Source organism: Mycobacterium botniense, from assembly GCF_010723305.1.
GTDB lineage: Bacteria > Actinomycetota > Actinomycetes > Mycobacteriales > Mycobacteriaceae > Mycobacterium > Mycobacterium botniense.
On record NZ_BLKW01000004.1, the window covers coordinates 1,115,121 to 1,141,098 of the forward strand.

The 25,978-nt window shown below is 64.7% G+C and carries 19 protein-coding genes and 3 rRNA genes; 19 read left to right on the forward strand and 3 right to left on the reverse strand.

What is annotated here, in order from left to right; genetic code table 11:
* Positions 1–19: 19 nt before the first annotated feature.
* From argH to G6N08_RS15190, 3 genes are all read left to right on the forward strand, one after another.
* Positions 20–1,441 carry an argininosuccinate lyase gene (gene argH, locus G6N08_RS15180; protein ID WP_163758614.1) on the forward strand — a complete coding sequence of 474 codons (1,422 nt, stop codon included), beginning with the start codon at positions 20–22 and terminating at the stop codon, positions 1,439–1,441.
* A gap of 239 nt (positions 1,442–1,680) precedes the next feature.
* A complete protein-coding gene (locus G6N08_RS15185; RefSeq protein WP_163758616.1) occupies positions 1,681–4,650 on the forward strand; it encodes an acyl-CoA synthetase in 2,970 nt (989 codons plus the stop codon).
* A gap of 32 nt (positions 4,651–4,682) precedes the next feature.
* Positions 4,683–4,907, forward strand: coding sequence for a Trm112 family protein (locus tag G6N08_RS15190; protein ID WP_163758618.1), 225 nt, complete (start codon positions 4,683–4,685; stop codon positions 4,905–4,907).
* Here G6N08_RS15190 and G6N08_RS15195 read toward each other — a convergent pair.
* Genes G6N08_RS15195 through G6N08_RS15205 form a run of 3 tightly spaced genes read right to left on the reverse strand, consistent with a single transcriptional unit; the run spans position 4,873 to position 7,005 of the window.
* Positions 4,873–5,490 carry a TetR/AcrR family transcriptional regulator gene (locus G6N08_RS15195; protein ID WP_163758620.1) on the reverse strand — a complete coding sequence of 206 codons (618 nt, stop codon included), beginning with the start codon at positions 5,488–5,490 and terminating at the stop codon, positions 4,873–4,875. The two genes, G6N08_RS15190 and G6N08_RS15195, sit on opposite strands and share 35 nt — an antisense overlap.
* Positions 5,491–5,494: 4 nt before the next feature.
* Positions 5,495–6,244 carry an ABC transporter permease gene (locus G6N08_RS15200; protein ID WP_174813300.1) on the reverse strand — a complete coding sequence of 250 codons (750 nt, stop codon included), beginning with the start codon at positions 6,242–6,244 and terminating at the stop codon, positions 5,495–5,497.
* Positions 6,244–7,005 (reverse strand): ABC transporter ATP-binding protein, encoded by a 762-nt coding sequence (locus G6N08_RS15205; protein ID WP_163758624.1) that lies wholly within the window; start codon positions 7,003–7,005, stop codon positions 6,244–6,246. Before G6N08_RS15205 ends, G6N08_RS15200 begins: the two co-directional genes overlap by 1 nt.
* A gap of 61 nt (positions 7,006–7,066) precedes the next feature.
* Here G6N08_RS15205 and G6N08_RS15210 point away from each other — a divergent pair, with 61 nt between their 5' ends.
* From G6N08_RS15210 to xerD, 16 genes are all read left to right on the forward strand, one after another.
* The gene (locus G6N08_RS15210) at positions 7,067–7,678 is read left to right on the forward strand and encodes a DNA-3-methyladenine glycosylase (protein WP_163758626.1); all 612 of its coding nucleotides are present in this window, start codon (positions 7,067–7,069) and stop codon (positions 7,676–7,678) included.
* A 75-nt stretch (positions 7,679–7,753) separates the two neighbouring features.
* A complete protein-coding gene (gene tyrS / locus G6N08_RS15215; protein WP_163758628.1) occupies positions 7,754–9,025 on the forward strand; it encodes a tyrosine--tRNA ligase in 1,272 nt (423 codons plus the stop codon).
* A gap of 341 nt (positions 9,026–9,366) precedes the next feature.
* Positions 9,367–10,902, forward strand: a 16S ribosomal RNA gene (locus tag G6N08_RS15220).
* A 277-nt stretch (positions 10,903–11,179) separates the two neighbouring features.
* A 23S ribosomal RNA gene (locus G6N08_RS15225) occupies positions 11,180–14,304 on the forward strand.
* A gap of 61 nt (positions 14,305–14,365) precedes the next feature.
* Positions 14,366–14,480, forward strand: a 5S ribosomal RNA gene (gene rrf / locus G6N08_RS15230).
* Together the 16S, 23S and 5S rRNA genes form the textbook arrangement of a ribosomal RNA operon.
* A gap of 136 nt (positions 14,481–14,616) precedes the next feature.
* Positions 14,617–15,519, forward strand: a complete 903-nt coding sequence (locus tag G6N08_RS15235; protein WP_371869036.1) for a tetratricopeptide repeat protein — start codon at positions 14,617–14,619, stop codon at positions 15,517–15,519.
* Position 15,520: 1 nt separating this feature from the next.
* Positions 15,521–16,564, forward strand: a complete 1,044-nt coding sequence (locus G6N08_RS15240) for an HAD-IIA family hydrolase (protein ID WP_163760704.1) — start codon at positions 15,521–15,523, stop codon at positions 16,562–16,564.
* Positions 16,548–16,718, forward strand: a complete 171-nt coding sequence (locus tag G6N08_RS20180; RefSeq protein ID WP_170301287.1) for a hypothetical protein — start codon at positions 16,548–16,550, stop codon at positions 16,716–16,718. The genes G6N08_RS15240 and G6N08_RS20180 overlap by 17 nt, the downstream gene beginning before the upstream one ends.
* 7 nt (positions 16,719–16,725) lie before the next feature.
* Entirely contained in the window at positions 16,726–17,574 is an 849-nt protein-coding gene (locus G6N08_RS15245) for a TlyA family RNA methyltransferase (protein WP_163758631.1), read from the forward strand.
* Positions 17,574–18,497 (forward strand): NAD kinase, encoded by a 924-nt coding sequence (locus G6N08_RS15250; RefSeq protein WP_163758633.1) that lies wholly within the window; start codon positions 17,574–17,576, stop codon positions 18,495–18,497. Before G6N08_RS15245 ends, G6N08_RS15250 begins: the two co-directional genes overlap by 1 nt.
* A gap of 2 nt (positions 18,498–18,499) precedes the next feature.
* Positions 18,500–20,275, forward strand: coding sequence for a DNA repair protein RecN (recN, locus tag G6N08_RS15255; RefSeq protein WP_163758635.1), 1,776 nt, complete (start codon positions 18,500–18,502; stop codon positions 20,273–20,275).
* Between the two features lie 100 nt (positions 20,276–20,375).
* Positions 20,376–21,557, forward strand: a complete 1,182-nt coding sequence (gene steA, locus G6N08_RS15260; RefSeq protein WP_163758637.1) for a putative cytokinetic ring protein SteA — start codon at positions 20,376–20,378, stop codon at positions 21,555–21,557.
* 12 nt (positions 21,558–21,569) lie between these two features.
* Positions 21,570–22,511, forward strand: coding sequence for a copper transporter (locus tag G6N08_RS15265; protein ID WP_163758639.1), 942 nt, complete (start codon positions 21,570–21,572; stop codon positions 22,509–22,511).
* Between the two features lie 139 nt (positions 22,512–22,650).
* The gene (gene pyrG / locus G6N08_RS15270) at positions 22,651–24,408 is read left to right on the forward strand and encodes a CTP synthase (protein WP_163760706.1); all 1,758 of its coding nucleotides are present in this window, start codon (positions 22,651–22,653) and stop codon (positions 24,406–24,408) included.
* Positions 24,401–25,021: an NUDIX domain-containing protein gene (locus G6N08_RS15275; RefSeq protein WP_163758641.1), complete on the forward strand. Its 621-nt coding sequence runs from the start codon at positions 24,401–24,403 to the stop codon at positions 25,019–25,021. The genes pyrG and G6N08_RS15275 overlap by 8 nt, the downstream gene beginning before the upstream one ends.
* Positions 25,021–25,968 carry a site-specific tyrosine recombinase XerD gene (gene xerD, locus G6N08_RS15280; RefSeq protein ID WP_163758643.1) on the forward strand — a complete coding sequence of 316 codons (948 nt, stop codon included), beginning with the start codon at positions 25,021–25,023 and terminating at the stop codon, positions 25,966–25,968. Before G6N08_RS15275 ends, xerD begins: the two co-directional genes overlap by 1 nt.
* The last annotated feature ends 10 nt before the right edge of the window (positions 25,969–25,978 follow it).

Here is a 25,978-nt window from a genome sequence, read left to right on the forward strand (position 1 = left end):
TGGCGGCGGCGGTAACGCGATGAGCGCCTACGAGGGGTCGCTATGGGGCGGGCGATTCGGCGAAGGTCCGTCCGATGCCCTGACCGCGTTGAGTCGGTCCACCCAGTTCGACTGGGTGTTGGCGCCGTACGACATCACCGCGTCCCGCGCGCACACACAGGTGTTGTTCCGGGCCGGCCTGCTTACCGAGGAACAGCGCGACGGGCTGCTTTCCGGGCTCGACAGCCTCGCTGCCGCTGTCGCCGACGGCAGTTTCCGGCCGGCGCCCACCGACGAAGACGTGCACACCGCACTGGAGCGCGGACTGATTGAGCGGGTCGGTCCGGATCTGGGTGGCCGGCTGCGGGCCGGCCGGTCGCGCAACGATCAGGTGGCCACGCTGTTTCGGATGTGGCTGCGCGACGCGGTGCGCCGCGTTGCCAGCGGTGTGCTCGACGTCGTGGACGCGCTGACCCGTCAGGCTCATGAGCATCCCACCGCCATCATGCCCGGCAAGACGCATTTGCAGTCCGCCCAGCCGATCTTGCTGGCGCACCATCTGCTCGCACACGCGCATCCTTTGCTGCGCGATGTCTGCCGGATCATCGATTTCGACGAACGCACGGCGGTGTGCCCGTACGGCTCAGGAGCGCTGGCCGGGTCGTCACTGGGACTCGACCCTGACGCCATCGCCCAAGAGCTGGGATTCAGTGCAGCCGCCGATAATTCAATCGACGCGACCGCCGCCAGGGACTTCGCCGCCGAGGCGGCATTCGTTTTCGCCATGATCGGCATCGATCTGTCGCGGCTCGCCGAAGATATCATTATCTGGAGCTCAACAGAATTCGGCTATGTCAGCTTGCACGACGCCTGGTCGACCGGTAGTTCACTGATGCCGCAGAAGAAAAATCCCGACATCGCCGAGCTGACTCGGGGTAAAGCCGGCCGGTTGATCGGCAACCTCACCGGGCTGTTGGCGACGCTGAAAGCCCAACCGCTGGGCTACAACCGCGACCTGCAAGAAGACAAGGAGCCGGTGTTCGACTCGGTCGCTCAGCTGGAGCTGGTGTTGCCGGCGATGGCTGGGCTGGTCGGGAGCTTGACTTTCAACGTCGAGCGGATGGCTGCGCTTGCCGCCACCGGCTATACACTGGCCACTGATATCGCAGAATGGCTTGTGCGCCAAGGCGTGTCATTTCGGGTTGCGCATGAAACAGCTGGGGCGGCGGTGCGGTTGGCCGAGCAGCGCGGTGTCGGGCTCGATGAGCTCACCGACGAGGACCTGGCGGCCATCAGCCCGCTGCTCACACCGAAGGTGCGCGACATACTGACGGTTGAGGGCTCGGTGTCGTCACGTGACGCCCGCGGCGGCACCGCCCCTGCGCAGGTCGCCAGGCAACTGGACGCGGTGCGCAGCAAGGCCGGCCGATTGCGCCGGCAGCTGGCCCCGGCGGCTGGTTGACCGGCCGAAGCGGCGGGCCGTTGTGCCCCGCGCCGGGCGCCGGCCCGGTGCCGTCCCCGGGTGGCCTGGGGTGCGGCGCAAGCGCGCTGGGCGACCAGCACGGTGGCCGGCCCGGCAAACAGCGAAAGCCACGGCCGGGGCGGCCCGGTGTGCCATGATGTGCACGCTTGCAGACGTGCGCGCTGTCAGGCACTCGCGTGCGGCGGCAATACTTTAAGACTTTAAGCAGGGAGCAGCGCGTGGATGTGAATCTGTCGGCGATCACACGACCGATCGAGCGCCTGGTGGCTACGGCGCAGAACGGACTGGAAGTCCTACGGTTAGGCGGTTTGGAGACCGACAGCGCACCGTCGCCGTTCCAGATCGTCGAAAGCGTCCAGATGTACAAGTTGCGGCGCTATTTCCCCCCGGACAGCCGGCCCGGCCAGCCGCGGCCGGGGCCCCCGGTGCTGATGGTGCACCCGATGATGATGTCGGCAGACATGTGGGACGTCACCCGCGAGCACGGAGCGGTGGGCATCGTGCATGCTGCCGGCCTGGATGCCTGGGTCATCGACTTCGGTTCCCCGGACAAGGTGGAGGGCGGGATGCGGCGCAACCTGGCCGACCACGTCGTCGCGCTCAGCCAAGCGGTCGAGACCGTCGCGCAGACCACCGGTCAAGACGTGCACCTGGCGGGGTATTCGCAGGGCGGGATGTTCTGCTATCAAACAGCGGCCTACCGGCGCTCGAAAAACATCGCCAGCATCGTGACGTTCGGCGCTCCGGTCGACACCCTGGCAGCACTGCCCATGGGGATACCGGCAAACTTTGGCGCGGCTGCCGCCAACTTCATGGCCGATCATGTTTTCAACCGGTTAGCCATCCCCAGCTGGCTGGCTCGCACGGGCTTCCAGTTGATGGATCCGCTCAAAACCGCCAAAGCCCGGATCGATTTCCTGCGCCAGTTGCACGACCGCGAGGCGTTGCTGCCCCGTGAGCAGCAACGCCGGTTCCTTGAATCCGAAGGCTGGATCGCCTGGTCGGGCCCGGCGGTTTCCGAACTGCTCAAACAGTTCATCGCGCACAACCGCATGATGACCGGCGGTTTCGCGATCGGCGGGCAGCTGGTGACGCTTACCGACATCACCTGCCCGGTGCTGGCTTTCGTGGGCGAGGTCGACGATATCGGCCAGCCAGCTTCCGTGCGTGGAATCCGGCGTGCTGCACCCAATGCCGAGGTCTACGAATGCACGGTGCGCACAGGTCATTTCGGCCTGGTCGTCGGGTCCAAGGCGGCGCAGCTGAGCTGGCCGACCGTTGCCGAATGGGTGCTATGGATCTCCGGCCACGGCGACAAGCCCAGCAATATCGCGCCGATGATCGAGCAGCCGGCCGAATACACCGACACCGGCGTTACCCTCAGCAACCGGATTCTTCACGGCGTGGGCGAGGCTTCCGAGATGGCGCTGGCGTTTGCCCGTAGCGCGGCCGATGCGGTCGTCGCGGCCAACAAATCCATACGCACGCTGGCCGTGGAGACTGTGCGCACGCTGCCCCGGCTGGCCCGGCTCGGACAGATCAACGACCATACCCGGATCTCGTTGGGGCGCATCATCGCTGAGCAGGCCCACGACGCTCCGCACGGGGAATTCCTGTTGTTCGACGGGCGGGTGCACACCTACGAGGCCGTGGACCGCCGGATCAACAACGTGGTGCGGGGCCTGATCGAAGTCGGGGTGCGGCAGGGCGAGCACGTCGGTGTGCTGATGGAAACACGGCCCAGCGCACTGGTTGCGATCGCCGCGCTGTCGCGGCTGGGTGCCGTCGCGGTCTTGCTGCGGCCCGACACCGATCTCGCCGCGGCAGTGCGGATCGGCGGAGTCACCGAGATCATCACCGACCCGCCCAACCTGGAGACCGCGCGTCAGCTGCCGGGCCGGGTTCTGGTGCTCGGCGGCGGCGAGTCCCGGGACCTGCACCTGCCGCGGGACGCCGCTGTCGTGGATATGGAAAAGATCGACCCGGACGCGGTCCAGCTGCCGGCGTGGTACCGGCCGAACCCGGGTCTGGCCCGCGATCTGGCGTTCGTCGCGTTCACCACGGTCGACGGCGAGCTGGTCGCCAAACAGATCACCAACTACCGCTGGGCGCTGTCGGCATTCGGGACGGCCTCGACGGCCGCGCTCGACCACGGCGACACGGTGTACTGCCTGACACCGCTGCACCACGAGTCCGGTCTGCTGGTCAGCCTCGGCGGCGCGGTCGTCGGCGGTTCCCGCATCGCGCTGTCTCGCGGGCTACGTCCGGACCGGTTCGTCGCCGAGGTACGCCAGTACGGTGTTTCGGTGGTGTCCTACACCTGGGCCATGCTGCGCGATGTCATCGACGACCCGGGATTCGCGTTACACGGCTATCATCCGGTGCGGCTGTTCATCGGTTCGGGGATGCCGACGGGATTGTGGCAGCGAGTCGCGGATGCTTTTGCGCCCGCGCGGGTCGTGGAATTCTTCGCCACCACCGACGGGCACGCGGTGCTGGCGAATGTAACCGGCGCCAAGGTCGGCAGTAAGGGCCGTCCGCTCCCCGGCGCCGTCCACATCGAACTCGGCGCCTACGACGCCGAGCACGACCTGATCCTGGAAAACGATCGGGGCTTTGTGCAGGTGGCGGACGTCAACCAGGCGGGAGTGTTGCTCGCCGAACCGCGCGGGCCGATCGATCCGACGGCCTCGGTGAAGCGGGGAGTTTTCGCCCCCGCCGACACCTGGATATGCACCGAATACCTGTTCCGCCGCGACGATGACGGAGACTACTGGTTGCTGGGCCGGCGGGGTTCTGTGGTCCGCACCCCGCGCGGAATCGTGTACTGCGAGCCGGTCACCGACGCCCTCGGCTTCGTCAACGGAGTGGACCTCGCGGTGACCTACCCGATCTCCGTGCGGGGCCGGCAGGTGGTCATCTCGGCGGTCACACTGCGGCCAGGTGCGACCATCACGGCCGCCGACCTGACCGAAGCGGTGGGGCGCATGCCGGTGGGGCTGGGGCCCGATATCGTGCACGTGGTCCCGGAGATGACGCTGAGTGCGACGTATCGCCCGACCGTCAGCGCCTTGCGGGCAGCCGGTATTCCCAAGCCGGGACGTCAGGTGTGGTATTTCGAGCCCAGCGCTGGCCAGTTCCGGCGGTTGACCTCGACCGCGCGAAGCGAAATCGTCGGCGCACACTGACGCCGCCACCTGTTACTGTCAAGGGCATACCGATGATTGACGAGACACTGCTGAGTATCCTGGTGTGCCCGGCAGACCGGGGCCCGTTGGTGCACATCGACAGGGGCGATGAGGAACTGCTGTACAACCCGCGGCTGCGGCGCGCCTACCGGGTCGAGCAGGGTATCCCGGTGCTGCTGGTCGATGAAGCCCGCGACGTCGACGAAGACGAACACGCCCGGCTCATGGCGCGGGCCACTCCGGCACCTCCCCGGTAAGGTAGCGCTGTACATTCGGCGCGATGGTGCGGGTGATCTGTTCGGCGGGCAGCGATTTGAACGGCTCTAATTCCAGGATGTAGCGGGCCATGACCACGCCCATCAGCTGCGACGCGACGAACTGGATGCGGATGATCCCGCTTCCGGGGGGATTGTCGACCCGGGACCCCACCTCGACCGCGATCACCTCTTGTATGAACGAACGCAACAGGTTCACCTCTGACCCGGCCAGGATCGACCGCAGTGTGGCGATGAGTCCCGCGCCCATCTCGGAGTCCCATATCGGCAGCAACGTCGACAGCAGCGTGTAGCCCAGCTCCTCGACCGGCGCTTCCCGCAATGGGCCGATGATCTGCATCGGATCGATGGGGATGCGAACGGCCGCGGCGAACAGCCGCTCTTTGGTTCCGTAGTAGTGGTGCACCAGCGCCGGGTCCACACCCGCGGCCGCGGCCACCGCCCGGACCGATGTCTTGTGAATCCCGTTGCGCGCAAAGAGTTGCCGGGCACTTGCCAAGATCCGTTCGCGGGTGTCGGACCGCCCAGCCGGTCGCCCGGGACGTCGGCGCTGGGAGGTAGCCAATGGTCTAGGGAGTCCGGCGGCGCAATGTCGCCGCGGCCAGGCACAACGCCGCGATTGCGAAGCACAGCACGACGACCATGTCGCGCACCGCGACACCCGTCAGCTCGGTATGCACACCCACTTGCTGCAATGCCTCCAGCGCGTAGCTGGCCGGCATGACATTGCTGAGCCACTGCAGCCATCCGGCCATCAATGTGCGCGGCACGATGATTCCGGCCAGCAGCAGCTGCGGCACCATGACCACCGGGATGAACTGTACGGCCTGAAATTCCGTGCGGGCGAACGCGCTGCACAGCAGGCCCAGCCCCACGCCCAGCACCGCATTGATGATCGCGATGACGAACACCCACGCCGGGCTGCCCGCGGTGTCGAAGCCGAGCAGCCCGAACGATACCCCGCACGCCAGGGAGGCCTGGGCGGCCGCTGCGATCGAAAACGCGCTGCCGTACGCCATCAACAGGTCAAACCGGCGCAGCGGGGTGGTCAGAATGCGCTCTAACGTCCCCGAAGCCCGTTCGCGTTGCATGGTTATCGACGTGATGATGAACATCAGGAAAAGCGGGAAGAGCCCCAGCAGGATCAGACAGGCAGTGTTGAACGGCGGCGGAGTGCCCGGAGGATGCGGGGCGTTCTCGAACATGAAGTACATCAGCGTCAGCACCACGATGGGCACCAGCACGATCATCGCGACACTGCGGCGGTCGGCGCTCAGCTGACGCAGAATCCGCGTGGTGGTGGCCGTGTAACCCTGCATCAGCTGGCCGCGGGCGCGGTGGTGCGCCGGATGATGGACAGAAACGCCTCCTCCAGCGAGGTGCATCCGGTGTCCTCTCGTAATCGGTGGGGGGTGGTGTGGGCGATCAGGCGTGCGTCGCGCAGGAGCACCAGGTCGTCGCAGTGCGCGGCTTCGTCCATGACGTGACTTGATACCAGCAACGTCGCGCCCGCCCGGGCCAGCTTGGCGAATTTCTCCCACAAGTCGGCACGCAGCACGGGATCCAGGCCGATGGTCGGCTCGTCGAGCACCAGCAGTTCAGGGCGGCAGACCAGCGCGCAGGCCAGCGAGACCCGGGCACGCTGACCGCCCGACAGGCTGGCACAGTACGCGGTTCGCTGGTCGTGCAGGTCGACCGCTGCAACCGCCTCCTCGGCGGCACGGGCGCCCATACCGTACAGGGTGGCGAAGTAGCGGACGTTGTCGATGACACGCAGGTCGCGGTAAATCGTCGGATCCTGCGGCATGTAACCAATCCGGCGCCGCAGCCACGCTGAGCCGGCCGGGCGCCCCAGCACTGTGACCGAGCCGCCCGCGATGATCTGAGTCCCCACGATGCAGCGCATCAGTGTGGTCTTACCCGAGCCGGAGGGGCCGAGCAGCCCGGTGATCGTTCCGCGCGCGATCCGCATCGACACATCTTGCAGCGCAACATGTTTGCCACGGATCACCCGTAGTTGCTCGATGATCACGGCCGGCTCGGCACCGCCGCGAAGTAATTCATCGCTCGATGAAGTCATTGTCTGATGAATATGTGCCCTGCCTGTCGGGTTGTCAAGCGCCGCGTGCACAATCGGACCGATGAGTGCTGAGCAACTGGCGGTCGACCCGCTGGCGGCTGCGCACCGGCTACTCGGCGCCAGGCTTACCGGGCGAGGGGTAAGCATCACGATCGTTGAGGTCGAAGCCTACGGCGGGGTGCCCGACGGTCCGTGGCCAGACGCGGCCGCACACTCTTATCGGGGTCGCAACGGCCGCAACGCCGTGATGTTCGGCCCGCCCGGGCGGTTGTATACCTACCGCAGTCATGGGATCCATGTGTGCGCCAACGTATCCTGTGGCCCCGATGGGACCGCGGCCGCGGTTCTGCTCAGGGCCGGCTCGGTGGAGACCGGTCTTGATGTCGCCCGGCGCCGGCGCGGCAACCTCTCGCGCACCGCGGCGCTGGCCCGCGGACCGGGTAACCTCTGTGCTGCTTTGGGAATCACTATGGCTGATAACGGGATCGACCTTTTCGATCCCGACAGTCCGGTGAGGCTGACGCTGGGCGACACGCTCACCGCCGTGTGTGGGCCGCGCGTCGGTATCAGCCACGCTGCCGACCGGCCGTGGCGCTTGTGGGTGCAGGGCCGCCCTGAAGTCTCCGCGTACCGGCGCAGCCCGCGCGCCCCCGCACCCGGTGCGAGCGACTAACTCAGTTCGGCATGCCCGGACGCGGCGGGACCGATATGTGCAAGGCGCTGGGGACGATCCTGGAGAATCTGAGCCATGGGCACGATCCTCGACGAGCTCGGCTGGCGCGGGCTGATCGCCCAGTCCACCGATCGTGACGCGCTGGCTGCCGAGGTGGCGCGCAGGCCGATCACCGTTTACGCAGGCTTCGACCCCACCGCCCCGAGCCTGCACGCCGGCCACCTGGTGCCGCTGCTGGTGCTGCGCCGCTTTCAACGCGCGGGCCATCGCCCGATCGTGCTGGCCGGCGGTGCCACCGGCTTGATCGGGGATCCCCGGGACACCGGCGAACGTGTCCTCAACGCGCCGGAGACCGTGCTGGAGTGGACTGAACGGATTCGCAGGCAGCTCGAACATTTCGTCGACTTCGGCGATTCGCCGACCGGGGCGATCGTGGCGAACAACTTCGAGTGGACCCAGACGATGTCCGTCGTGGAGTTCTTGCGGGATGTCGGCAAGCATTTCTCGGTCAACGTGATGCTGGACCGCGACACCATCCGGCGGCGCCTGCACGGCGAGGGCATTTCCTACACCGAGTTCAGCTACCTGCTGTTACAGGCCAACGACTACGTCGAATTGCACCGGCGCTACGGTTGTCGCCTGCAGATCGGTGGCTCGGATCAGTGGGGCAACATCATCGCGGGAGTGCGGCTGGTGCGCCAGAAGCTGGGCGCGACGGTGCACGCGCTCACGGTCCCGCTGGTGACCGCCGCTGACGGCACCAAGTTCGGCAAATCCAGCGGCGGCGGCAACCTGTGGCTGGACCCGGACATGACCAGCCCTTATGCCTGGTACCAGTACTTCATCAATACCGCCGATGCCGATGTCATGCGCTACCTGCGGTGGTTCACCTTCTTGTCGGCCGAGGAGCTGGCCGAGCTGGAACAGGCAACGGCCAGCCGTCCGCACGAACGCGCCGCACAACGCCGCTTGGCGCGCGAGCTCACGCTGCTGGTGCACGGTGAGGCGGCCACGGCGGCGGTCGAGCACGCCAGCCGGGCCCTATTCGGCCACGGCGAACTAGCCCGCCTCGATGAGGCAACACTCTCGGCTGCGTTGCGGGAGACGCCGGTGGCCGAGCTGAAGCCGGGTGGCCCGGACAGCATCGTCGATTTGTTGGTCGCCACCGGGCTGGCGGCGAGCAAGGGAGCTGCTCGGCGCACCATTGCCGAGGGCGGGGTATCGGTCAACAACAGCCGGATCGACAGCGACGAGTGGGTGCCGCGGCAGTCGGACTTTTTACATGGCCGATGGCTGGTGCTGCGCCGGGGCAAACGGAATATCGCTGGTGTCCAGCGCGTTGGGTAGCATCGAAACCGGCGAAACACGCCGTCTACCAGGTTGTTTGACTCCGGTTGCAGCTGAGCGTAACTTGATGGAGTCGCGAGGTGGTCAATCCACCGCGACATCCCTGAGGAAGATCCCACTTCGGTGGGTCCTTTATCGTCCGCACTATCCGTCTGCGGCCCGAGTGCCGCGGATGGTTGCGCGGGCGGTGCGGGTGTTGTTTGAGAACTCAATAGTGTGTTTGGTGGTTTGTTTGTTGTTGTTTTTGTGCCGCGCTCTGATGTCCCCGTGTCAGGGTGTGGTGTTTGTGGTCAGGTATCTCTGATTGGCCTGGGCTCTCTGTTGTGGGGAGTGTTGGGTTTTGTTTGGAGAGTTTGATCCTGGCTCAGGACGAACGCTGGCGGCGTGCTTAACACATGCAAGTCGAACGGAAAGGCCCCTTTGGGGGTGCTCGAGTGGCGAACGGGTGAGTAACACGTGGGTGACCTGCCCTGCACTTCGGGATAAGCCTGGGAAACTGGGTCTAATACCGGATAGGACCACCCCATGCATGTGGTGTGGTGGAAAGCGTTATGTAGTGGTGTGGGATGGGCCCGCGGCCTATCAGCTTGTTGGTGGGGTGATGGCCTACCAAGGCGACGACGGGTAGCCGGCCTGAGAGGGTGTCCGGCCACACTGGGACTGAGATACGGCCCAGACTCCTACGGGAGGCAGCAGTGGGGAATATTGCACAATGGGCGCAAGCCTGATGCAGCGACGCCGCGTGGGGGATGACGGCCTTCGGGTTGTAAACCTCTTTCAGCCTCGACGAAGCTGCGGGTTTTCTCGTGGTGACGGTAGGGGCAGAAGAAGCACCGGCCAACTACGTGCCAGCAGCCGCGGTAATACGTAGGGTGCGAGCGTTGTCCGGAGTTACTGGGCGTAAAGAGCTCGTAGGCGGTTTGTCGCGTTGTTCGTGGAATGCCACAGCTTAACTGTGGGCGTGCGGGCGATACGGGCAGACTGGAGTGCTGCAGGGGAGACTGGAATTCCTGGTGTAGCGGTGGAATGCGCAGATATCAGGAGGAACACCGGTGGCGAAGGCGGGTCTCTGGGCAGTAACTGACGCTGAGGAGCGAAAGCGTGGGGAGCGAACAGGATTAGATACCCTGGTAGTCCACGCCGTAAACGGTGGGTACTAGGTGTGGGTTCTTTCCTGAAGGATCCGTGCCGTAGCTAACGCATTAAGTACCCCGCCTGGGGAGTACGGCCGCAAGGCTAAAACTCAAAGGAATTGACGGGGGCCCGCACAAGCGGCGGAGCATGTGGATTAATTCGATGCAACGCGAAGAACCTTACCTGGGTTTGACATGCACAGGACGCCGGCAGAGATGTCGGTTCCCTTGTGGCCTGTGTGCAGGTGGTGCATGGCTGTCGTCAGCTCGTGTCGTGAGATGTTGGGTTAAGTCCCGCAACGAGCGCAACCCTTGTCCCATGTTGCCAGCACGTGAGGGTGGGGACTCATGGGAGACTGCCGGGGTCAACTCGGAGGAAGGTGGGGATGACGTCAAGTCATCATGCCCCTTATGTCCAGGGCTTCACACATGCTACAATGGCCGGTACAAAGGGCTGCGATGCCGTGAGGTTCAGCGAATCCTTGAAAGCCGGTCTCAGTTCGGATCGGGGTCTGCAACTCGACCCCGTGAAGTCGGAGTCGCTAGTAATCGCAGATCAGCAATGCTGCGGTGAATACGTTCCCGGGCCTTGTACACACCGCCCGTCACGTCATGAAAGTCGGTAACACCCGAAGCCGCTGGCCTAACCCGTCCGGGAGGGAGGCGTCGAAGGTGGGATCGGCGATTGGGACGAAGTCGTAACAAGGTAGCCGTACCGGAAGGTGCGGCTGGATCACCTCCTTTCTAGGGAGCACCTCGTGTTTTCCCGGGTTCTCGTGTGGTAGCGGGGGTTCGGGGGAGCGTCAATATCAATGTTGACGGGGCCGGCCCCGTGGTGGGGTTGGTTGGGTGGGGTGCGCAGCAGATGAGCCGCCAGCACACTGTTGGGTTTTGAGGCAACACCGGTTTGGTGTTGTGGCCTCACCGTGGTGGTGGGGTGTGGTGTTTGAGTCGTGGATAGTGGTTGCGAGCATCGACAAAAAGCGTGGCAGCGTTTTTTGTGTCTTGGTTTTGTGTGTGAAGGTAAGTGGTTAAGGGCGCATGGTGGATGCCTTGGCATCGGGGGCCGATGAAGGACGTGGGAGGCTGCGATAAGCCTCGGGGAGCTGTCAACCGAGCGTGGATCCGAGGATGTCCGAATGGGGTAACCCGGCACGAGTGATGTCGTGTCACCCGCATCTGAATGTATAGGGTGCGGGGGGGAACGCGGGGAAGTGAAACATCTCAGTACCCGCAGGAGAAGAAAACAACCTGTGATTCCGTTAGTAGTGGCGAGCGAACGCGGAGGATGGCTAAACCGTGCACATGGGATACCCGGCGGGGGTTGTGTGTGCGGGGTTGTGGGGCGTTTCTGGTCTGGGTCCGCCGGCCCGGGCGGAAGTGATCAACCGTGGTGTTAGTCGAAGTGGCCTGGGATGGCCCGCCGTAGACGGTGAGAGCCCGGTAGGCGAAAACAGCGCGGCTTCCGTGGAAGCGTTCCCGAGTAGCAGCGGGCCCGTGGAATCTGCTGTGAATCGGCCGGGACCACCCGGTAAGCCTAAATACTTCCCGATGACCGATAGCGGAACAGTACCGTGAGGGAATGGTGAAAAGCCCCGGGAGGTGAAAAAGTACCTGAAACCGTGTGCCTACAAACCGTCAAAGCCCCCGCCCTGTGGTGTGGGGTGATGGCGTGCCTTTTGAAGAATGAGCCTGCGAGTCACTGACATGTCGCGAGGTTAACCCGGGTGGGGTAGCCGCAGCGAAAGCGAGTCTGAATAGGGCGTATCCAACTCGTTGGGGTTGGTGTAGTGGCGTGTTGTGGACCCGAAGCGGGGTGATCTACCCATGGCCAGGGTGAAGCGCGGGTAAGACCGCGTGAAGGCCCGAACCCACTTAGGTTGAAGACTGAGGGGATGAGCTGTGGGTAGGGGTGAAAGGCCAATCAAACTCCGTGATAGCTGGTTCTCCCCGAAATGCATTTAGGTGCAGCGTTGCGTGGTTCACCGCGGAGGTAGAGCTACTGGATGGCCGATGGGCCCGACTAGGTTACTGACGTCAGCCAAACTCCGAATGCCGTGGTGGTAAGCGTGGCAGTGAGACGGCGGGGGATAAGCTTCGCGCGTCGAAAGGGAAACAGCCCAGATCGCCGGCTAAGGCCCCTAAGCGTGTGCTAAGTGGGAAAGGATGTGTGATCGCGAAGACAACCAGGAGGTTGGCTTAGAAGCAGCCACCCTTGAAAGAGTGCGTAATAGCTCACTGGTCAAGTGATTGCGCGCCGATAATGTAGCGGGGCTCAAGCACACCGCCGAAGCCGCGGCAGCCGGCCAGTGGCCGGCTGGGTAGGGGAGCGTCCCCTCATCGGTGAAGTCGTGGAGTGATCCACGGTGAAGGTGAGGGGAGTGCGAATGCAGGCATGAGTAGCGATAAGGCAAGTGAGAACCTTGCCCGCCGAAAGACCAAGGGTTCCTGGGCCAGGCCAGTCCGCCCAGGGTGAGTCGGGACCTAAGGCGAGGCCGACAGGCGTAGTCGATGGACAACGGGTTGATATTCCCGTACCCGTGTGTGCGCGCCCATACCGAATCAGATCCGCTAACCACCCAAACGGCCGGTGACTGGTTTTTCTTCGGAAAAACCAGCGCCTGCCCGCTGCGTGGGACCCGGTCTGCTAGTAGGTAAGCGAAGGGGTGACGCAGCAAGGTAGCCGTACCAGTCAGTGGTAACACTGGGGCAAACCCGTAGGGGGCCAGATAGGCAAATCCGTTTGGCGTAAACCCCGAGAGGTGATGCATAGCCGAGTGAGGCGAATTCGGTGATCCTCTACTGCCAAGAAAAGCCTCTAGCGAGCACACACACGGCCCGTACCCCAAACCGACACAGGTGGTCAGGTAGAGCATACCAAGGCGTACGAGTCAACTATGGTTAAGGAACTCGGCAAAATGCCCCCGTAACTTCGGGAGAAGGGGGACCCCCACACCGTCAACCCACACGCTGGGGGCAGCGGCAGGGGGTGGCACAAACCAGGGAGAAGCGACTGTTTACTAAAAACACAGGTCCGTGCGAAGTCGCAAGACGAGGTATACGGACTGACGCCTGCCAGTGCTGGAAGGTTAAGAGGACCCGTCAACCCCCTCGGGGGTGAAGCGGAGAATTTAAGCCCCAGTAAACGGCGGTGGTAACTATAACCATCCTAAGGTAGCGAAATTCCTTGTCGGGTAAGTTCCGACCTGCACGAATGGCGTAACGACTTCTCCACTGTCTCAACCATAGACTCGGCGAAATTGCACTACGAGTAAAGATGCTCGTTACGCGCGGCAGGACGAAAAGACCCCGGGACCTTTACTACAACTTGGTACTGGTGTTCGATGCGGCTTGTGTAGGATAGGTGGGAGACTGCGAAGCACAAACGCCAGTTTGTGTGGAGTCGTCCTTGAAATACCACTCTGGCCGTATTGGACATCTAACCTCGAACCCTGAAACCGGGTTCAGGGACAGTGCCTGGCGGGTAGTTTAACTGGGGCGGTTGCCTCCCAAAACGTAACGGAGGCGCCCAAAGGTTCCCTCAACCTGGACGGCAATCAGGTGACGAGTGCAAGTGCACAAGGGAGCTTGACTGCAAGACCCACACGTCAAGCAGGGACGAAAGTCGGGACTAGTGATCCGGCACCCCCGAGTGGAAGGGGTGTCGCTCAACGGATAAAAGGTACCCCGGGGATAACAGGCTGATCTTCCCCAAGAGTCCATATCGACGGGATGGTTTGGCACCTCGATGTCGGCTCGTCGCATCCTGGGGCTGGAGCAGGTCCCAAGGGTTGGGCTGTTCGCCCATTAAAGCGGCACGCGAGCTGGGTTTAGAACGTCGTGAGACAGTTCGGTCTCTATCCGCCGCGCGCGTCAGAAGCCTGAGGAAACCTGTCCCTAGTACGAGAGGACCGGGACGGACGAACCTCTGGTGCACCAGTTGTCCCACCAGGGGCACCGCTGGATAGCCACGTTCGGCAAGGATAACCGCTGAAAGCATCTAAGCGGGAAACCCCCTCCAAGACCAGGCTTCTCACCCACCACATGGGATAAGGCCCCCCGCAGAACACGGGATCAATAGACCAGACCTACAAGCCCAGCAATGAGCTCAGGGAACTGGCACTAACCGGCCGAAAACTTACCCACACACCACAACCACACCCACCAAAACCCACACCCCACCACCACACCAACAACACAAAAAAGTTACGGCGGTCCATAGCGGCTGGGAAACGCCCGGACCCATCCCGAACCCGGAAGCTAAGCCAGCCAGCGCCGATGATACTACCCACCCCGGGTGGAAAAGTAGGACACCGCCGAACACCACACAACACCCCCCACAACAACGGGGGGTGTTTACATGAATGGCGTCGAGAGACATTGTCAATTGCAAGACGTCAATTGCAAGACCCAATCGCAAGACCCAATTGCAAGACCCAATTGCAAGACCCAATTGCAATGCCGCTCCGGCGACTGTGTCCGAGTGCGTTAGCCCGTATCCTGGTGCGGGGGTGCCACGGCGACCAAGGACGGGCGGCAGTAGTGGATAGGCATGGTGGCGGTGGTCAGCGACGTCCGCGCCCGCAGCTGTCTGGTGCACCCGGACGCCGATCCGGGCTGGAACACCGGCCCACCCGCTCACATGGAGCGGACCGGGCGCGCCAGAGCCCCTCGCCCCCCGTGGGCTCCAGTGCCGATCGTTGTGCGCCGACGCTGCCGCCCGATGTGGACCCTAAGCAGTTGGCGCCCGAGATCCGCCGGGAACTCAGCACATTGGACCGTGCTACCGCCGATATTGTGGCGCGTCACCTCGTCGCCGCGGGCAAACTGATCGACGAGGACCCACCAGCCGCGTTACGGCATGCGCGCGCGGCTCGGGCCCGGTCGGGGCGGATCGCAGCGGTCCGCGAAGCCGTCGGCATTGCCGCCTACCGCTGCGGTGACTGGGCGCAGGCGCTGGCCGAACTGCGCGCTGCGCGCAGGTTGGGCAGCACGTCAGCCTTACTTCCGCTGATCGCCGATTGTGAACGCGGTCTCGGCCGCCCGGAACGGGCGATCGAGCTGGCGCGGGGAGCCCACGCTGCCCGCCTCAGCGGCGACGAGGCCGACGAGTTGCGGATTGTCGCCGCGGGTGCGCGCGCCGACCTGGGTCAACTCGAGCAGGCGCTGACCATCTTGTCCATGCCGCAGCTGGATCCGGCGCGCACTGGCACCACCGCCGCGCGGCTCTTTTATGCGTACGCGGAGACGTTGCTGGCGCTCGGCCGCTGCGACGAGGCGCTGCAATGGTTCCTGCGCGCGGCGGCCGCGGATGTCGAGGGTGTCACCGATGCCGAGGATCGGGTCAGCGAGTTCGGTTGAAATGAAAACGGTTGCCCAGCAACATGATTGTCTGCTACTCGATCTGGACGGAACGCTATTGTGCGGCAGCCGGCCCACCGAGGGTGCGGTGGACTCACTGGATCGGGTGCAAACTCACAAGCTATTCATAACCAACAACGCTTCTCGCGGTGCCGACGAAGTCGCAGCGCACCTGCGCGAACTGGGCTTTAGCGCCACAGGTGGCGATGTTGTCACCAGCGGCCAGAGCGCCGCTCGTTTGCTGGCCGAGCAGCTGCCAGCGGGGTCGCGGGTATTGATCGTCGGCACCGAGTCGTTGGCAGACGAGATCGCCCGCGCCGGATTGCGGCCGGTGCGCCGATTCCAGGACCAGCCCGTCGCCGTCGTCCAGGGCCACTCCACGGCCACCGGGTGGGCCGATCTGGCCGAGGCCGCCCTGGCCATCCGTGCCGGTGCGTTGTGGGTCGCAGCCAACGTCGACCCCGCCCTCCCGTCTGAGCGGGGACTGGTGCCCGGTAACGGAGCTATGGTGGCAGCTTTACGCGCAGCAACCGGTGCCGAACCGCAGGTCGCGGGTAAGCCATCGCCACGACTCATGCACGATGCAGCCGCCCGGGCCGATTGCTGCGCGCCCCTTGTGGTCGGTGACCGGCTCGACACCGATATCGCCGGCGCCAACGCAGCCAAGCTGCCCAGCCTGCTGGTGCTCACCGGTGTTACCACCGCACGCGACGCGGTGTACGCGCGCGCAGCGGAACGGCCCACCTATATCGCCAAGGACCTGCGAGCGCTGCATCACAGTGCCGAGCTGCTCGCCGTAACGCCACAGCCGGCCTGGCGGGTCGACATCGGTGACGACGCGGTCACCGTCACCGCTGACGGTGCTGACCGGCCCGGCGACGGCCTCTCGATCGTTCGCGCACTCGCCAGCGCGCTCTGGAATTTGAATGCCGACGGGCGATCCTGCACCATCAAAGCCGGTGATGAGTATGCCCGCGCCGCGCTGCGGCGCTGGTCTTTGATGGATGTCGACTCACGAAAGAACCACCATGACCATCGACCCTGAGCACATTCGTGCCCACATCGAAGCAGTGCTTGCCGAGCTGCCCGAGATCAGCGACACCAAAGCTGAACTCAACGATCTGGACGAGATAGCGTCCCGCCTTTCGGCGGCACACGATGTCTTGGTGCAGGCCCTCGAAAAAGCGGAGAAGGGCTGAGTGCGCGGTGGTCCGGCGTGCCCGCGTTGATGTGGAGCTGGTCCGGCGCGGACTTGCACGATCCCGCCAGCAAGCCGCAGAGCTGATCAACGCCGGCAAGGTGGCCGTCGACGGGATGCCGGCGGTCAAACCGAGCACCGCCGTGGCCGCCACCGCGGTTTTGACCGTCGCCGACAGCGGGCAACACAGATGGGTGTCGCGCGGCGCCCACAAACTCATCGGCGCCCTGGACACCTTCGGCATTTCCGTCGCGGGCCGTCGCTGTCTTGATGCGGGGGCGTCGACCGGGGGCTTCACCGAAGTCCTCCTGGTTCGCGGGGCCAGCCAAGTGGTCGCTGCGGACGTCGGCTACGGCCAGCTGGCGTGGTCGTTACGTCGTGATCCGCGGGTGATTGTCCTCGAGCGGACCAACGTGCGGGATCTCTCACCCGCGGCGGTCGGCGACCCCGTCGACATCGTGGTGGCAGATCTGTCCTTCATCTCCCTGGTCACTGTGTTGCCCGCGCTGACTGGATGCGCGTCGCTGAGCGCCGATATTGTTCCACTGGTGAAGCCGCAGTTTGAAGTGGGTAAGGGTCAGGTCGGCTCCGGCGGCGTGGTGCATGACCCGCAGTTGCGGGCGGGCGCGGTGCTCGCGGTTTCCCGCCGGGCTGACGAACTCGGCTGGCACACCGTCGGCGTCACGGCCAGCCCGTTGGCCGGCCCGGCGGGCAACGTGGAGTACTTCTTGTGGCTGCGTGCTCAAGCCGAGCGGTGGTTAGCCGGTGACGCACTGGAACGGGCAGTGCGAAACGCGGTGAGCGGCCCGGTGGCGATGCCGGCCGAGAGGGCCCGCGGGGAAGCCGGACACTCGTGATGAGTCGCGAACGCACTGTGCTGCTGGTGATCCACACCGGAAGAGACGAAGCAACCGACACCGGCCGGAGGGTGGAGAAAGTCCTGGGCGACAATGGGATTGGTCTGCGAGTCCTCTCAGCTGAGGCGGTGGACCGGGGATCGGTGCACCTGGCACCCGACGATATGCGCGCGCTCGGCATCGACATCGAGGTGGTCGACCCCGATGTGCACGCTGCCGACGGTTGCGAGCTGGTTTTAGTGCTCGGCGGTGACGGCACTTTTTTGCGGGGGGCCGAGCTGGCCCGCAACGCGAACGTCCCGGTGTTGGGTGTCAACCTGGGCCGCATCGGCTTTCTGGCCGAGGCCGAAGCCGAAGGCATCGACGGGGTGCTCGAGCGCGTCATCGCCCGCGACTACCGGATCGAAGACCGCCTGACGTTAGATGTCACGGTCCGTGCCGGGGGGCGGATCGTCGATCGCGGTTGGGCGCTCAACGAAGCCAGCCTGGAAAAAGGTCCGCGGCTGGGTGTGCTCGGCGTCGCCCTCGAAGTCGACGGGCGGCCGGTGTCGACGTTTGGCTGCGACGGGGTGCTGGTGTCGACGCCGACCGGATCGACCGCGTACGCGTTCTCCGCGGGGGGGCCGGTGCTCTGGCCCGATCTCGAGGCGATTCTGGTGGTGCCCAACAACGCGCACGCACTGTTCGCACGGCCGATGGTCACCAGTCCCGATGCCGTCATCGCCGTCGAAGTGGAAGCAGAGGGCCATGACGCCCTGGTGTTCTGCGACGGTCGGCGCGAGATGCTCGTGCCGGCCGGCGGGCGCCTTGAGGTGACACGGTCAAACACGCCGGTGAAATGGGCGCGGCTGGACAGCGCACCGTTCACCGACCGCCTGGTGCGCAAGTTCCAGCTCCCGGTCACGGGCTGGCGCGGGCAGTAACGGTGCTGGCGGAATTACGGATCGAGTCGCTGGGTGCTATCAGCGTCGCGACTGCGGAATTCGGCCGGGGCTTGACGGTGCTGACCGGCGAAACCGGCGCCGGTAAGACCATGGTGGTCACCGGATTGCACCTGTTAGGCGGTGCCCGGGCCGAAACCACTCGGGTCCGGTCGGGGGCCGATCGGGCAGCAGTCGAAGGCCGTTTCACCACCACCGATCTCGATGAGTCAGTGGCCGCGCAGATCGACGAGATCTTGGATGCCTCGGGAGCAGAGCGCGATGACGACGGTAGTGTGATCGCGTTGCGCACCGTCAGCCGCGACGGGCCCTCACGCGCCTACCTGGGAGGGCGCAGCGTGCCCGCGAAATCGCTGAGCGCGTTCACCGCGGGGCTGCTGACCGTCCATGGCCAGAACGATCAGCAGCGGCTGATGCGACCAGACGAACAGCGTGCGGCCTTGGACCGATTCGCCCGGGCCGAAGCGGCGGTGCAGCGCTATCGTGAGCTGCGCGATACCTGGCAGTCGGCGCGGCGCGACCTCATCGACCGCACCAACCGGGCACGTGAGCTCGCCCAGGAGGCGGATCGGTTGAAGTTCGCGCTGCGGGAGATCGAGACCGTTGGTCCGCAACCCGGTGAAGACGACGCGCTGAGCGCCGAGATCCACCGGCTTTCTGAACTCGATGCGCTGCGCGAGGCGGCAGCGACCGCGCACGCGGCGCTGTGCGGGGTGGCGGACGCCGAGCCGGCCGAGAATCCCGGGGCCGTCGAGTCAGCCGCCGACAACTTGGCGCGCGCGAAGACGGTACTGGAATCCACCGGCGACATGACCCTGCGGGCATTAGCCGCAGAACTCGGAGAGGCGCTGACCGTGGTGCGTGATGTGGTCAGTGGGCTCGGTGACTACCTCGACGAGCTGCCCGACGACGCCGGCGCGCTGGATGCCAAGCTCGCCCGGCAAGCCCAGCTGCGCACGCTGACGCGCAAGTACGCTGCGGATATCAACGGGGTACTCGCGTGGGCCGCCGAATCCCGCGCCCGGTTGGCACAGCTGGATGTTTCCGAGGAGGCGCTCGCCGGCCTGGAACGCCGTGTTGAGCAGCTATCACGCGAATTAGCCGAAGCCGCAGCCGATCTCAGTAAGATCCGCGGGCAAGCGGCCAACCAACTGGCTGCGGCGGTGACAGCGGAACTGGCCGAGCTGGCGATGAGTGATGCCGCATTCACCGTCAGCGTGACCACGGCGCCCGCCGGCGATGACGATCCCGCCGCTGTGCGACTGCCGTCGGGAGCGCTGGCGCATGCCGGAGCGGACGGCGTCGACAACGTCGAGTTCGGGTTTGCGGCGCATCGTGATATGGCCGTGCTGCCGCTTTCGAAAAGCGCTTCAGGGGGCGAGTTGTCGCGGGTGATGCTAGCGCTGGAGGTGGTGCTGGCGACTTCCCGAAAACAGGCGGCGGGCACCACCATGGTCTTCGACGAGGTCGACGCTGGTGTGGGTGGCCGCGCCGCAGTGCAGATCGGGCGGCGGCTGGCCCGTCTGGCCCGCGCCTACCAGGTCATCGTGGTGACCCATTTGCCACAGGTTGCCGCCTATGCGGACACGCATCTGGTCGTGGACAGCACCGGAGCAGACGGGGCCAGCACCGTACGCCGGGTCGACACCGATGACCGGGTGGCTGAACTGGCCCGGATGCTGGCCGGGCTGGGTGAGTCCGACAGCGGCCGTGCACACGCGCGGGAGCTGCTCGCAGCTGCCCACAGTGACCAGATTTGAGCTGGAACATTTGTGGCAGAAGTGACAAAATGAGACTTGTGAGGCTGCTGTTACGGCGCGCCTCCCCGCTCTGGACGCCCATCACCGACACAATCTGCCCATGAGGATGCCCGCGCTTCTGACCCGTAATTCCTCCCGACCCGGTGTCGTCGGCACTGCTCGGGTGGACCGCGATATCGATCGGCTGCTGCGACGGGTGGGTCCCGGCGACATCGTCGTTCTCGACGTTTTGGACCTCGACCGGGTCACGGCCGATGCGCTGGTGGAAGCCGAAATCGCGGCTGTCGTCAACGCTTCCCCGTCGGTCTCGGGCCGCTATCCCAATCTGGGGCCAGAGGTGTTGGTGGCCAACGGGGTCACCTTGATCGACGAGACCGGTCCCGAGGTTTTCAAAAAGGTCAAAGACGGCGCCCGGGTCCGGCTGTACAACGGCGGAGTGTATTCGGGTGACCGTCGGCTGGTCCGCGGGACCGAACGGACCGACCACGATATCGCCGATTTGATGCGGGAGGCTAAAAATGGTCTCGTCGCCCACCTGGAGGCGTTCGCGGGCAACACTATTGAGTTCATCCGCAGTGAAAGCCCGCTGCTCATCGACGGGATCGGCATTCCCGATATCGATGTCGATCTGCGCCGTCGCCACGTTGTCGTGGTCGGCGACGAGCCCAGTGCCGCCGACGATTTGAAGGGTCTTAAACCGTTCATCAAGGAATACCAACCGATACTGATCGGGGTGGGCACCGGCGCGGATGTGCTGCGCAAGGCGGGTTATCGGCCGCAAATTATTGTCGGCAACCCCGATCAGATCAGCACCGAAACGCTGAAGTGCGGCGCGCAAGTGGTGCTTCCCGCCGACGCTGACGGCCACGCCCCGGGCCTGGAGCGCATCCAGGATCTCGGGGTCGGTGCAATGACCTTTCCGGCCGCGGGCTCGCCTATCGACTTGGCTCTGCTGCTGGCCGATCACCACGGGGCATCACTGCTGGTCACCGCCGGGCACACCGCAAACATCGAGACGTTTTTCGACCGGACCCGTCAGCAGAGCAATCCGTCGACCTTTTTGACCAGACTGCGGGTAGGGGAGAAGCTGGTGGACGCGAAAGCGGTCGCCACCCTGTACCACAACCACGTCTCCGGCGGAGCCATCGCGCTGTTGGTGCTGACCATGCTGATCGCTGTCAGCATTGTTCTCTACGTGTCCCGCACTGACGCGTTGGTGATGCACTGGGTGGTCGAATACTGGAACCGGTTTTCGCTGTGGGTGCAAGGCTGGATCGCCTAGGACGTCAGGGCGGTGATCTCTCTACGCCACCATGCGATCTCGCTGGCCGCGGTGTTTCTGGCCTTGGCAGCGGGTGTCGTGTTAGGTTCGGGTTTGCTCTCGGACACGATACTGTCCGGACTTCGCGCCGAAAAGCGAGATTTGCACGCTCAGATCAACACGCTCAACGATCAGAAAAATGTTCTCATCCAGAAACTCAGCGCGGCCAACGGTTTTGATGCACAGCTAGCCGGCCGCATAGTGCATGATGCATTGGCAGGCAAATCGGTCGTGATATTCCGAACCCCCGATGCGAAGGACGATGACGTCGCCGCGCTCTCGAAGATGGTCGGGCAGGCGGGCGGTGCACTCACCGGCACGGTGTCGCTGACGCAAGAGTTCGTCGATGCCAACTCCGCTGAGAAGCTGCGCTCGGTGGTGAATTCGTCAATTGTGCCCGCTGGCGCACAGCTGAGTACCAAGTTGGTCGATCAAGGTTCGCAGGCTGGTGATCTGCTCGGTATTGTGTTGCTGGTCAACGCCGATGCGACCACGGCGGCGGTCGATGACTCCGAGCGCGATACCGTGCTGGCGGCGTTGCGTGACACCGGTTTCATCACCTACCCGCGCACACACATCGGGCCGGCGAACACCGCGATCGTGGTCACCGGCGGCGCCTTGCCCGACGACGCCGGAAATCAAGGGGCCACTGTCGCGCGGTTCGCCGCTGCGCTGGCACCGCACGGCTCGGGTACGGTGCTGGCCGGCCGCGAGGGGTCGTCGACGGGGACGGCGGCTATCGCGGTCGCGCGCGCCGACGCCGGCATAGCATCAACGATCAGCACTGTCGATGACGTGGAGACCGAGCCCGGGCGGATCACCGTGATTCTGGCTCTGCACGACCTCGTCAACGGCGGCCATCCGGGGCAGTACGGTGTCGGTCACGGTGCAACGTCGATCACCGTCGCGCAGTAACAGCGCGGTAACCCGCCTCAGGGCGTGGTTAACGACGGCGCGGCGGCGCGGATGTTAGGGTGGGTTTCCGTGGGTCGGCAGGCCCAGCTAGCCGGGGGCTAGCCCTGCGCCGTCTTCACGGAGGTCGCTCTTGCCAGCATTGCGCAAGCATCCGCAGACCGCCACCAAGCACCTTTTCGTCAGCGGCGGCGTGGTGTCCTCACTCGGCAAGGGACTGACCGCCAGCAGCCTCGGGCAGTTGCTGACCGCACGTGGTCTTTATGTGACCATGCAGAAACTTGACCCCTACCTCAACGTCGACCCGGGCACAATGAACCCGTTCCAGCACGGCGAGGTGTTCGTCACCGAGGACGGAGCCGAGACCGACCTCGACGTCGGCCACTATGAACGCTTTCTCGACCGCAACCTCTCCGGTTCAGCGAATGTCACTACTGGGCAAGTTTATTCGTCGGTCATCGCCAAGGAACGCCGGGGTGAATACCTGGGTGACACCGTGCAGGTGATTCCGCATATCACCGATGAGATCAAAAGGCGAATCCTCGCGATGGCCGAACCAGACGCCGAAGGCAACCGCCCCGACGTTGTCATCACCGAGATCGGCGGAACCGTCGGCGATATCGAGTCACAGCCCTTCCTGGAGGCGGCCCGGCAGGTGCGCCATGACCTGGGCCGGGAGAACGTGTTTTTCCTGCACGTGTCGTTGGTGCCGTACCTGGCGCCGTCGGGTGAACTCAAGACCAAACCGACCCAGCACTCGGTGGCAGCGTTACGCAGCATTGGTATCACCCCGGACGCGCTGATCCTGCGCTGCGACCGCGATGTTCCCGAGCCGCTAAAGAACAAGATCGCGTTGATGTGTGACGTCGACATCGACGGCGTGATCTCGACCCCGGATGCGCCGTCGATCTATGACATCCCCAAGGTGCTGCACCGCGAGGAGCTCGACGCTTTCGTCGTGCGCCGGCTGAACCTGCCGTTCCGGGACGTCGACTGGACCGAGTGGGACGACCTGCTGCAGCGAGTTCACCAGCCACGTGAAACTGTACGAATCGCTTTGGTGGGCAAGTATGTCGATCTTTCGGATGCGTACCTATCGGTCACCGAGGCGCTGCGAGCCGGCGGATTCAAGCACCACGCCAAGGTCGAGATGCGCTGGGTGGCCTCCGACGACTGCGAGACAACCAGCGGCGCCGCTGCGGTGCTCAGCGACGTCCATGGTGTGCTGATCCCCGGGGGCTTCGGGATCCGGGGGATCGAAGGCAAAATCGGTGCTATCCGCTACGCCCGGTCCAGAGGACTGCCGGTACTGGGGCTGTGTCTGGGTCTGCAGTGCATCGTAATCGAGGCGGCCCGCTCGATTGGTCTGACCCAGGCCAATTCCGCGGAGTTCGATCCCGCTACACCGGATCCGGTCATTTCCACGATGGCCGACCAGAAAGACATCGTCGCCGGCGAGGCCGATCTCGGCGGGACCATGCGGCTTGGCGCCTATCCTGCGGTTCTGGAGCCGGACTCCATTGTCGCCAAGGCCTATCAAACAACGCAAGTATCTGAGCGCCACCGGCATCGCTACGAAGTCAACAACGCTTACCGCGAGAAAATCGCCCAAAGCGGACTTCGCTTCTCCGGGACTTCGCCCGACGGTCAACTGGTGGAATTCGTCGAATATCCAACAGAGATCCACCCGTTCATCGTTGGTACTCAAGCGCATCCCGAACTGAAAAGCCGCCCCACTCGACCGCATCCCTTGTTTGTTGCGTTCGTCGGCGCGGCGATCGACTACAAGGCCGCTGAACGGCTGCCAGTCGAGATCCCCGATCACGGCGCCAACGGAAGCGAACACCGCGTCGGTCTCGGACAACCGCTCGTCGAACAGCACGCCGCCGCTCGTGGCTGAGCACATTTTCGAGACGACATCGTCCGAAACCCGTTATTGCGGCAAGATTTTTGCCCTCCGAACCGATCATGTGCGGATGCCCGGGGGCGGAATCGTGACCCGCGAAGTGGTCGAGCATTATGGCGCGGTGGGGGTGGTGGCCATGGACGATAGCCACAACATCCCGATGGTTTACCAGTACCGCCATCCGTTCGGCCGCCGGCTCTGGGAGCTGCCGGCCGGGCTGCTCGACATCGGCGGTGAGGCACCGCATATCACGGCTGCCCGGGAGCTGCGCGAAGAAGCCGGGCTGGAAGCGGACACTTGGCGGGTGCTGGTGGACCTGGATTCCACTCCCGGCTTCAGCGACGAGTCGGTCCGCGTCTATCTGGCCACCGGGTTGACCGAGGTGCCGCGGCCGCCGGGCCACGACGAGGAAGCGGACATGACGTTGCGCTGGTATTCCCTCGCGGATGCCGTCCGTATGGTGTTCAGCGGTGAGATCGTTAACGCCATTGCCGTAGCTGGCATCTTAGCGGCCCACACGGTGACGGCAGGTTTCGCTGAACCGCGGCCGGTGGACTGCCCGTGGAGGGACAGGCCGACAGCGTTCGCTGCGCGACAGGCCCGGTGATGACGACGCTGGCGCCGCAGCTGGAGAAACAACTTCAGGGCTATCTCGACCATCTGACCATCGAACGGGGCGTGGCCGCGAATACCGTGAGCTCCTACCGTCGCGACTTACGCCGCTACGCAGAACATCTGGCGGCTCGTGGTATCGACGACCTTGCTGATGTCAGTGAAGACGATGTCAGCGAGTTCCTCCTGGCACTGCGGCGCGGTGATCCCGACAGCGGGGCCTCAGCGCTGTCGGCGGTGTCAGCGGCCCGGGCGCTGATCGCGGTGCGCGGGCTGCATCGGTTCGCGGCCGCTGAGGGGCTGGCTGAGCGGGACGTGGCGCGAGCCGTCAAACCTCCGGCTCCGGGTCGCCGGCTGCCCAAGAGCCTGACCGTCGACGAGGTGGTGAAGTTGCTGGAAAGCGTAGGCGGGGAAAGCCCCGCCGACGGCCCGTTGACACTGCGCAACCGCGCGCTGCTGGAACTGCTGTACTCGACTGGATCGCGAATCTCCGAAGCGGTAGGGCTGGATGTCGACGATCTGGACACCCAGGCGAGGTCGGTGCTGCTGCGTGGCAAGGGCGGCAAACAGCGCCTGGTGCCGGTGGGACGTCCGGCGGTGCGGGCGCTGGAGGCCTATCTGGTGCGTGGGCGCCCGGATCTGGCCCGTCGGGGGCGGGGAACGGCGGGGGTTTTTCTCAATGCGCGCGGCGGCCGGTTGTCTCGGCAAAGCGCGTGGCAGCTGCTGCGGGACGCCGCTGAACGTGCCGGTATCACCGCTGGGGTGTCGCCGCACATGTTGAGGCATTCGTTTGCCACGCACTTGCTCGACGGCGGCGCCGATGTCCGTGTAGTGCAGGAGTTGCTCGGTCACGCCTCGGTGACCACCACTCAGATCTACACGCTGGTCACCGTCCGCGCACTGCGCGAAGTATGGGCTGAAGCCCACCCCCGGGCTCGCTGACGATCGGTCG

What these genes read in the sequence shown, in the direction of transcription:
- G6N08_RS15235 (WP_371869036.1), top strand. Translation starts at nt 14,617, where the DNA reads ATGCCGCTCCGGCGACTGTGTCCGAGTGCGTTAGCCCGTATCCTGGTG.
- G6N08_RS15205 (WP_163758624.1), bottom strand. Translation starts at nt 7,005, where the DNA reads ATGACTTCATCGAGCGATGAATTACTTCGCGGCGGTGCCGAGCCGGCC.
- G6N08_RS15250 (WP_163758633.1), top strand. Translation starts at nt 17,574, where the DNA reads ATGAGTCGCGAACGCACTGTGCTGCTGGTGATCCACACCGGAAGAGAC.
- G6N08_RS15190 (WP_163758618.1), top strand. Translation starts at nt 4,683, where the DNA reads ATGATTGACGAGACACTGCTGAGTATCCTGGTGTGCCCGGCAGACCGG.
- tyrS (WP_163758628.1), top strand. Translation starts at nt 7,754, where the DNA reads ATGGGCACGATCCTCGACGAGCTCGGCTGGCGCGGGCTGATCGCCCAG.
- G6N08_RS15200 (WP_174813300.1), bottom strand. Translation starts at nt 6,244, where the DNA reads ATGCAGGGTTACACGGCCACCACCACGCGGATTCTGCGTCAGCTGAGC.
- argH (WP_163758614.1), top strand. Translation starts at nt 20, where the DNA reads ATGAGCGCCTACGAGGGGTCGCTATGGGGCGGGCGATTCGGCGAAGGT.
- G6N08_RS20180 (WP_170301287.1), top strand. Translation starts at nt 16,548, where the DNA reads ATGACCATCGACCCTGAGCACATTCGTGCCCACATCGAAGCAGTGCTT.
- G6N08_RS15210 (WP_163758626.1), top strand. Translation starts at nt 7,067, where the DNA reads ATGAGTGCTGAGCAACTGGCGGTCGACCCGCTGGCGGCTGCGCACCGG.
- xerD (WP_163758643.1), top strand. Translation starts at nt 25,021, where the DNA reads ATGACGACGCTGGCGCCGCAGCTGGAGAAACAACTTCAGGGCTATCTC.
- steA (WP_163758637.1), top strand. Translation starts at nt 20,376, where the DNA reads ATGAGGATGCCCGCGCTTCTGACCCGTAATTCCTCCCGACCCGGTGTC.
- G6N08_RS15240 (WP_163760704.1), top strand. Translation starts at nt 15,521, where the DNA reads ATGAAAACGGTTGCCCAGCAACATGATTGTCTGCTACTCGATCTGGAC.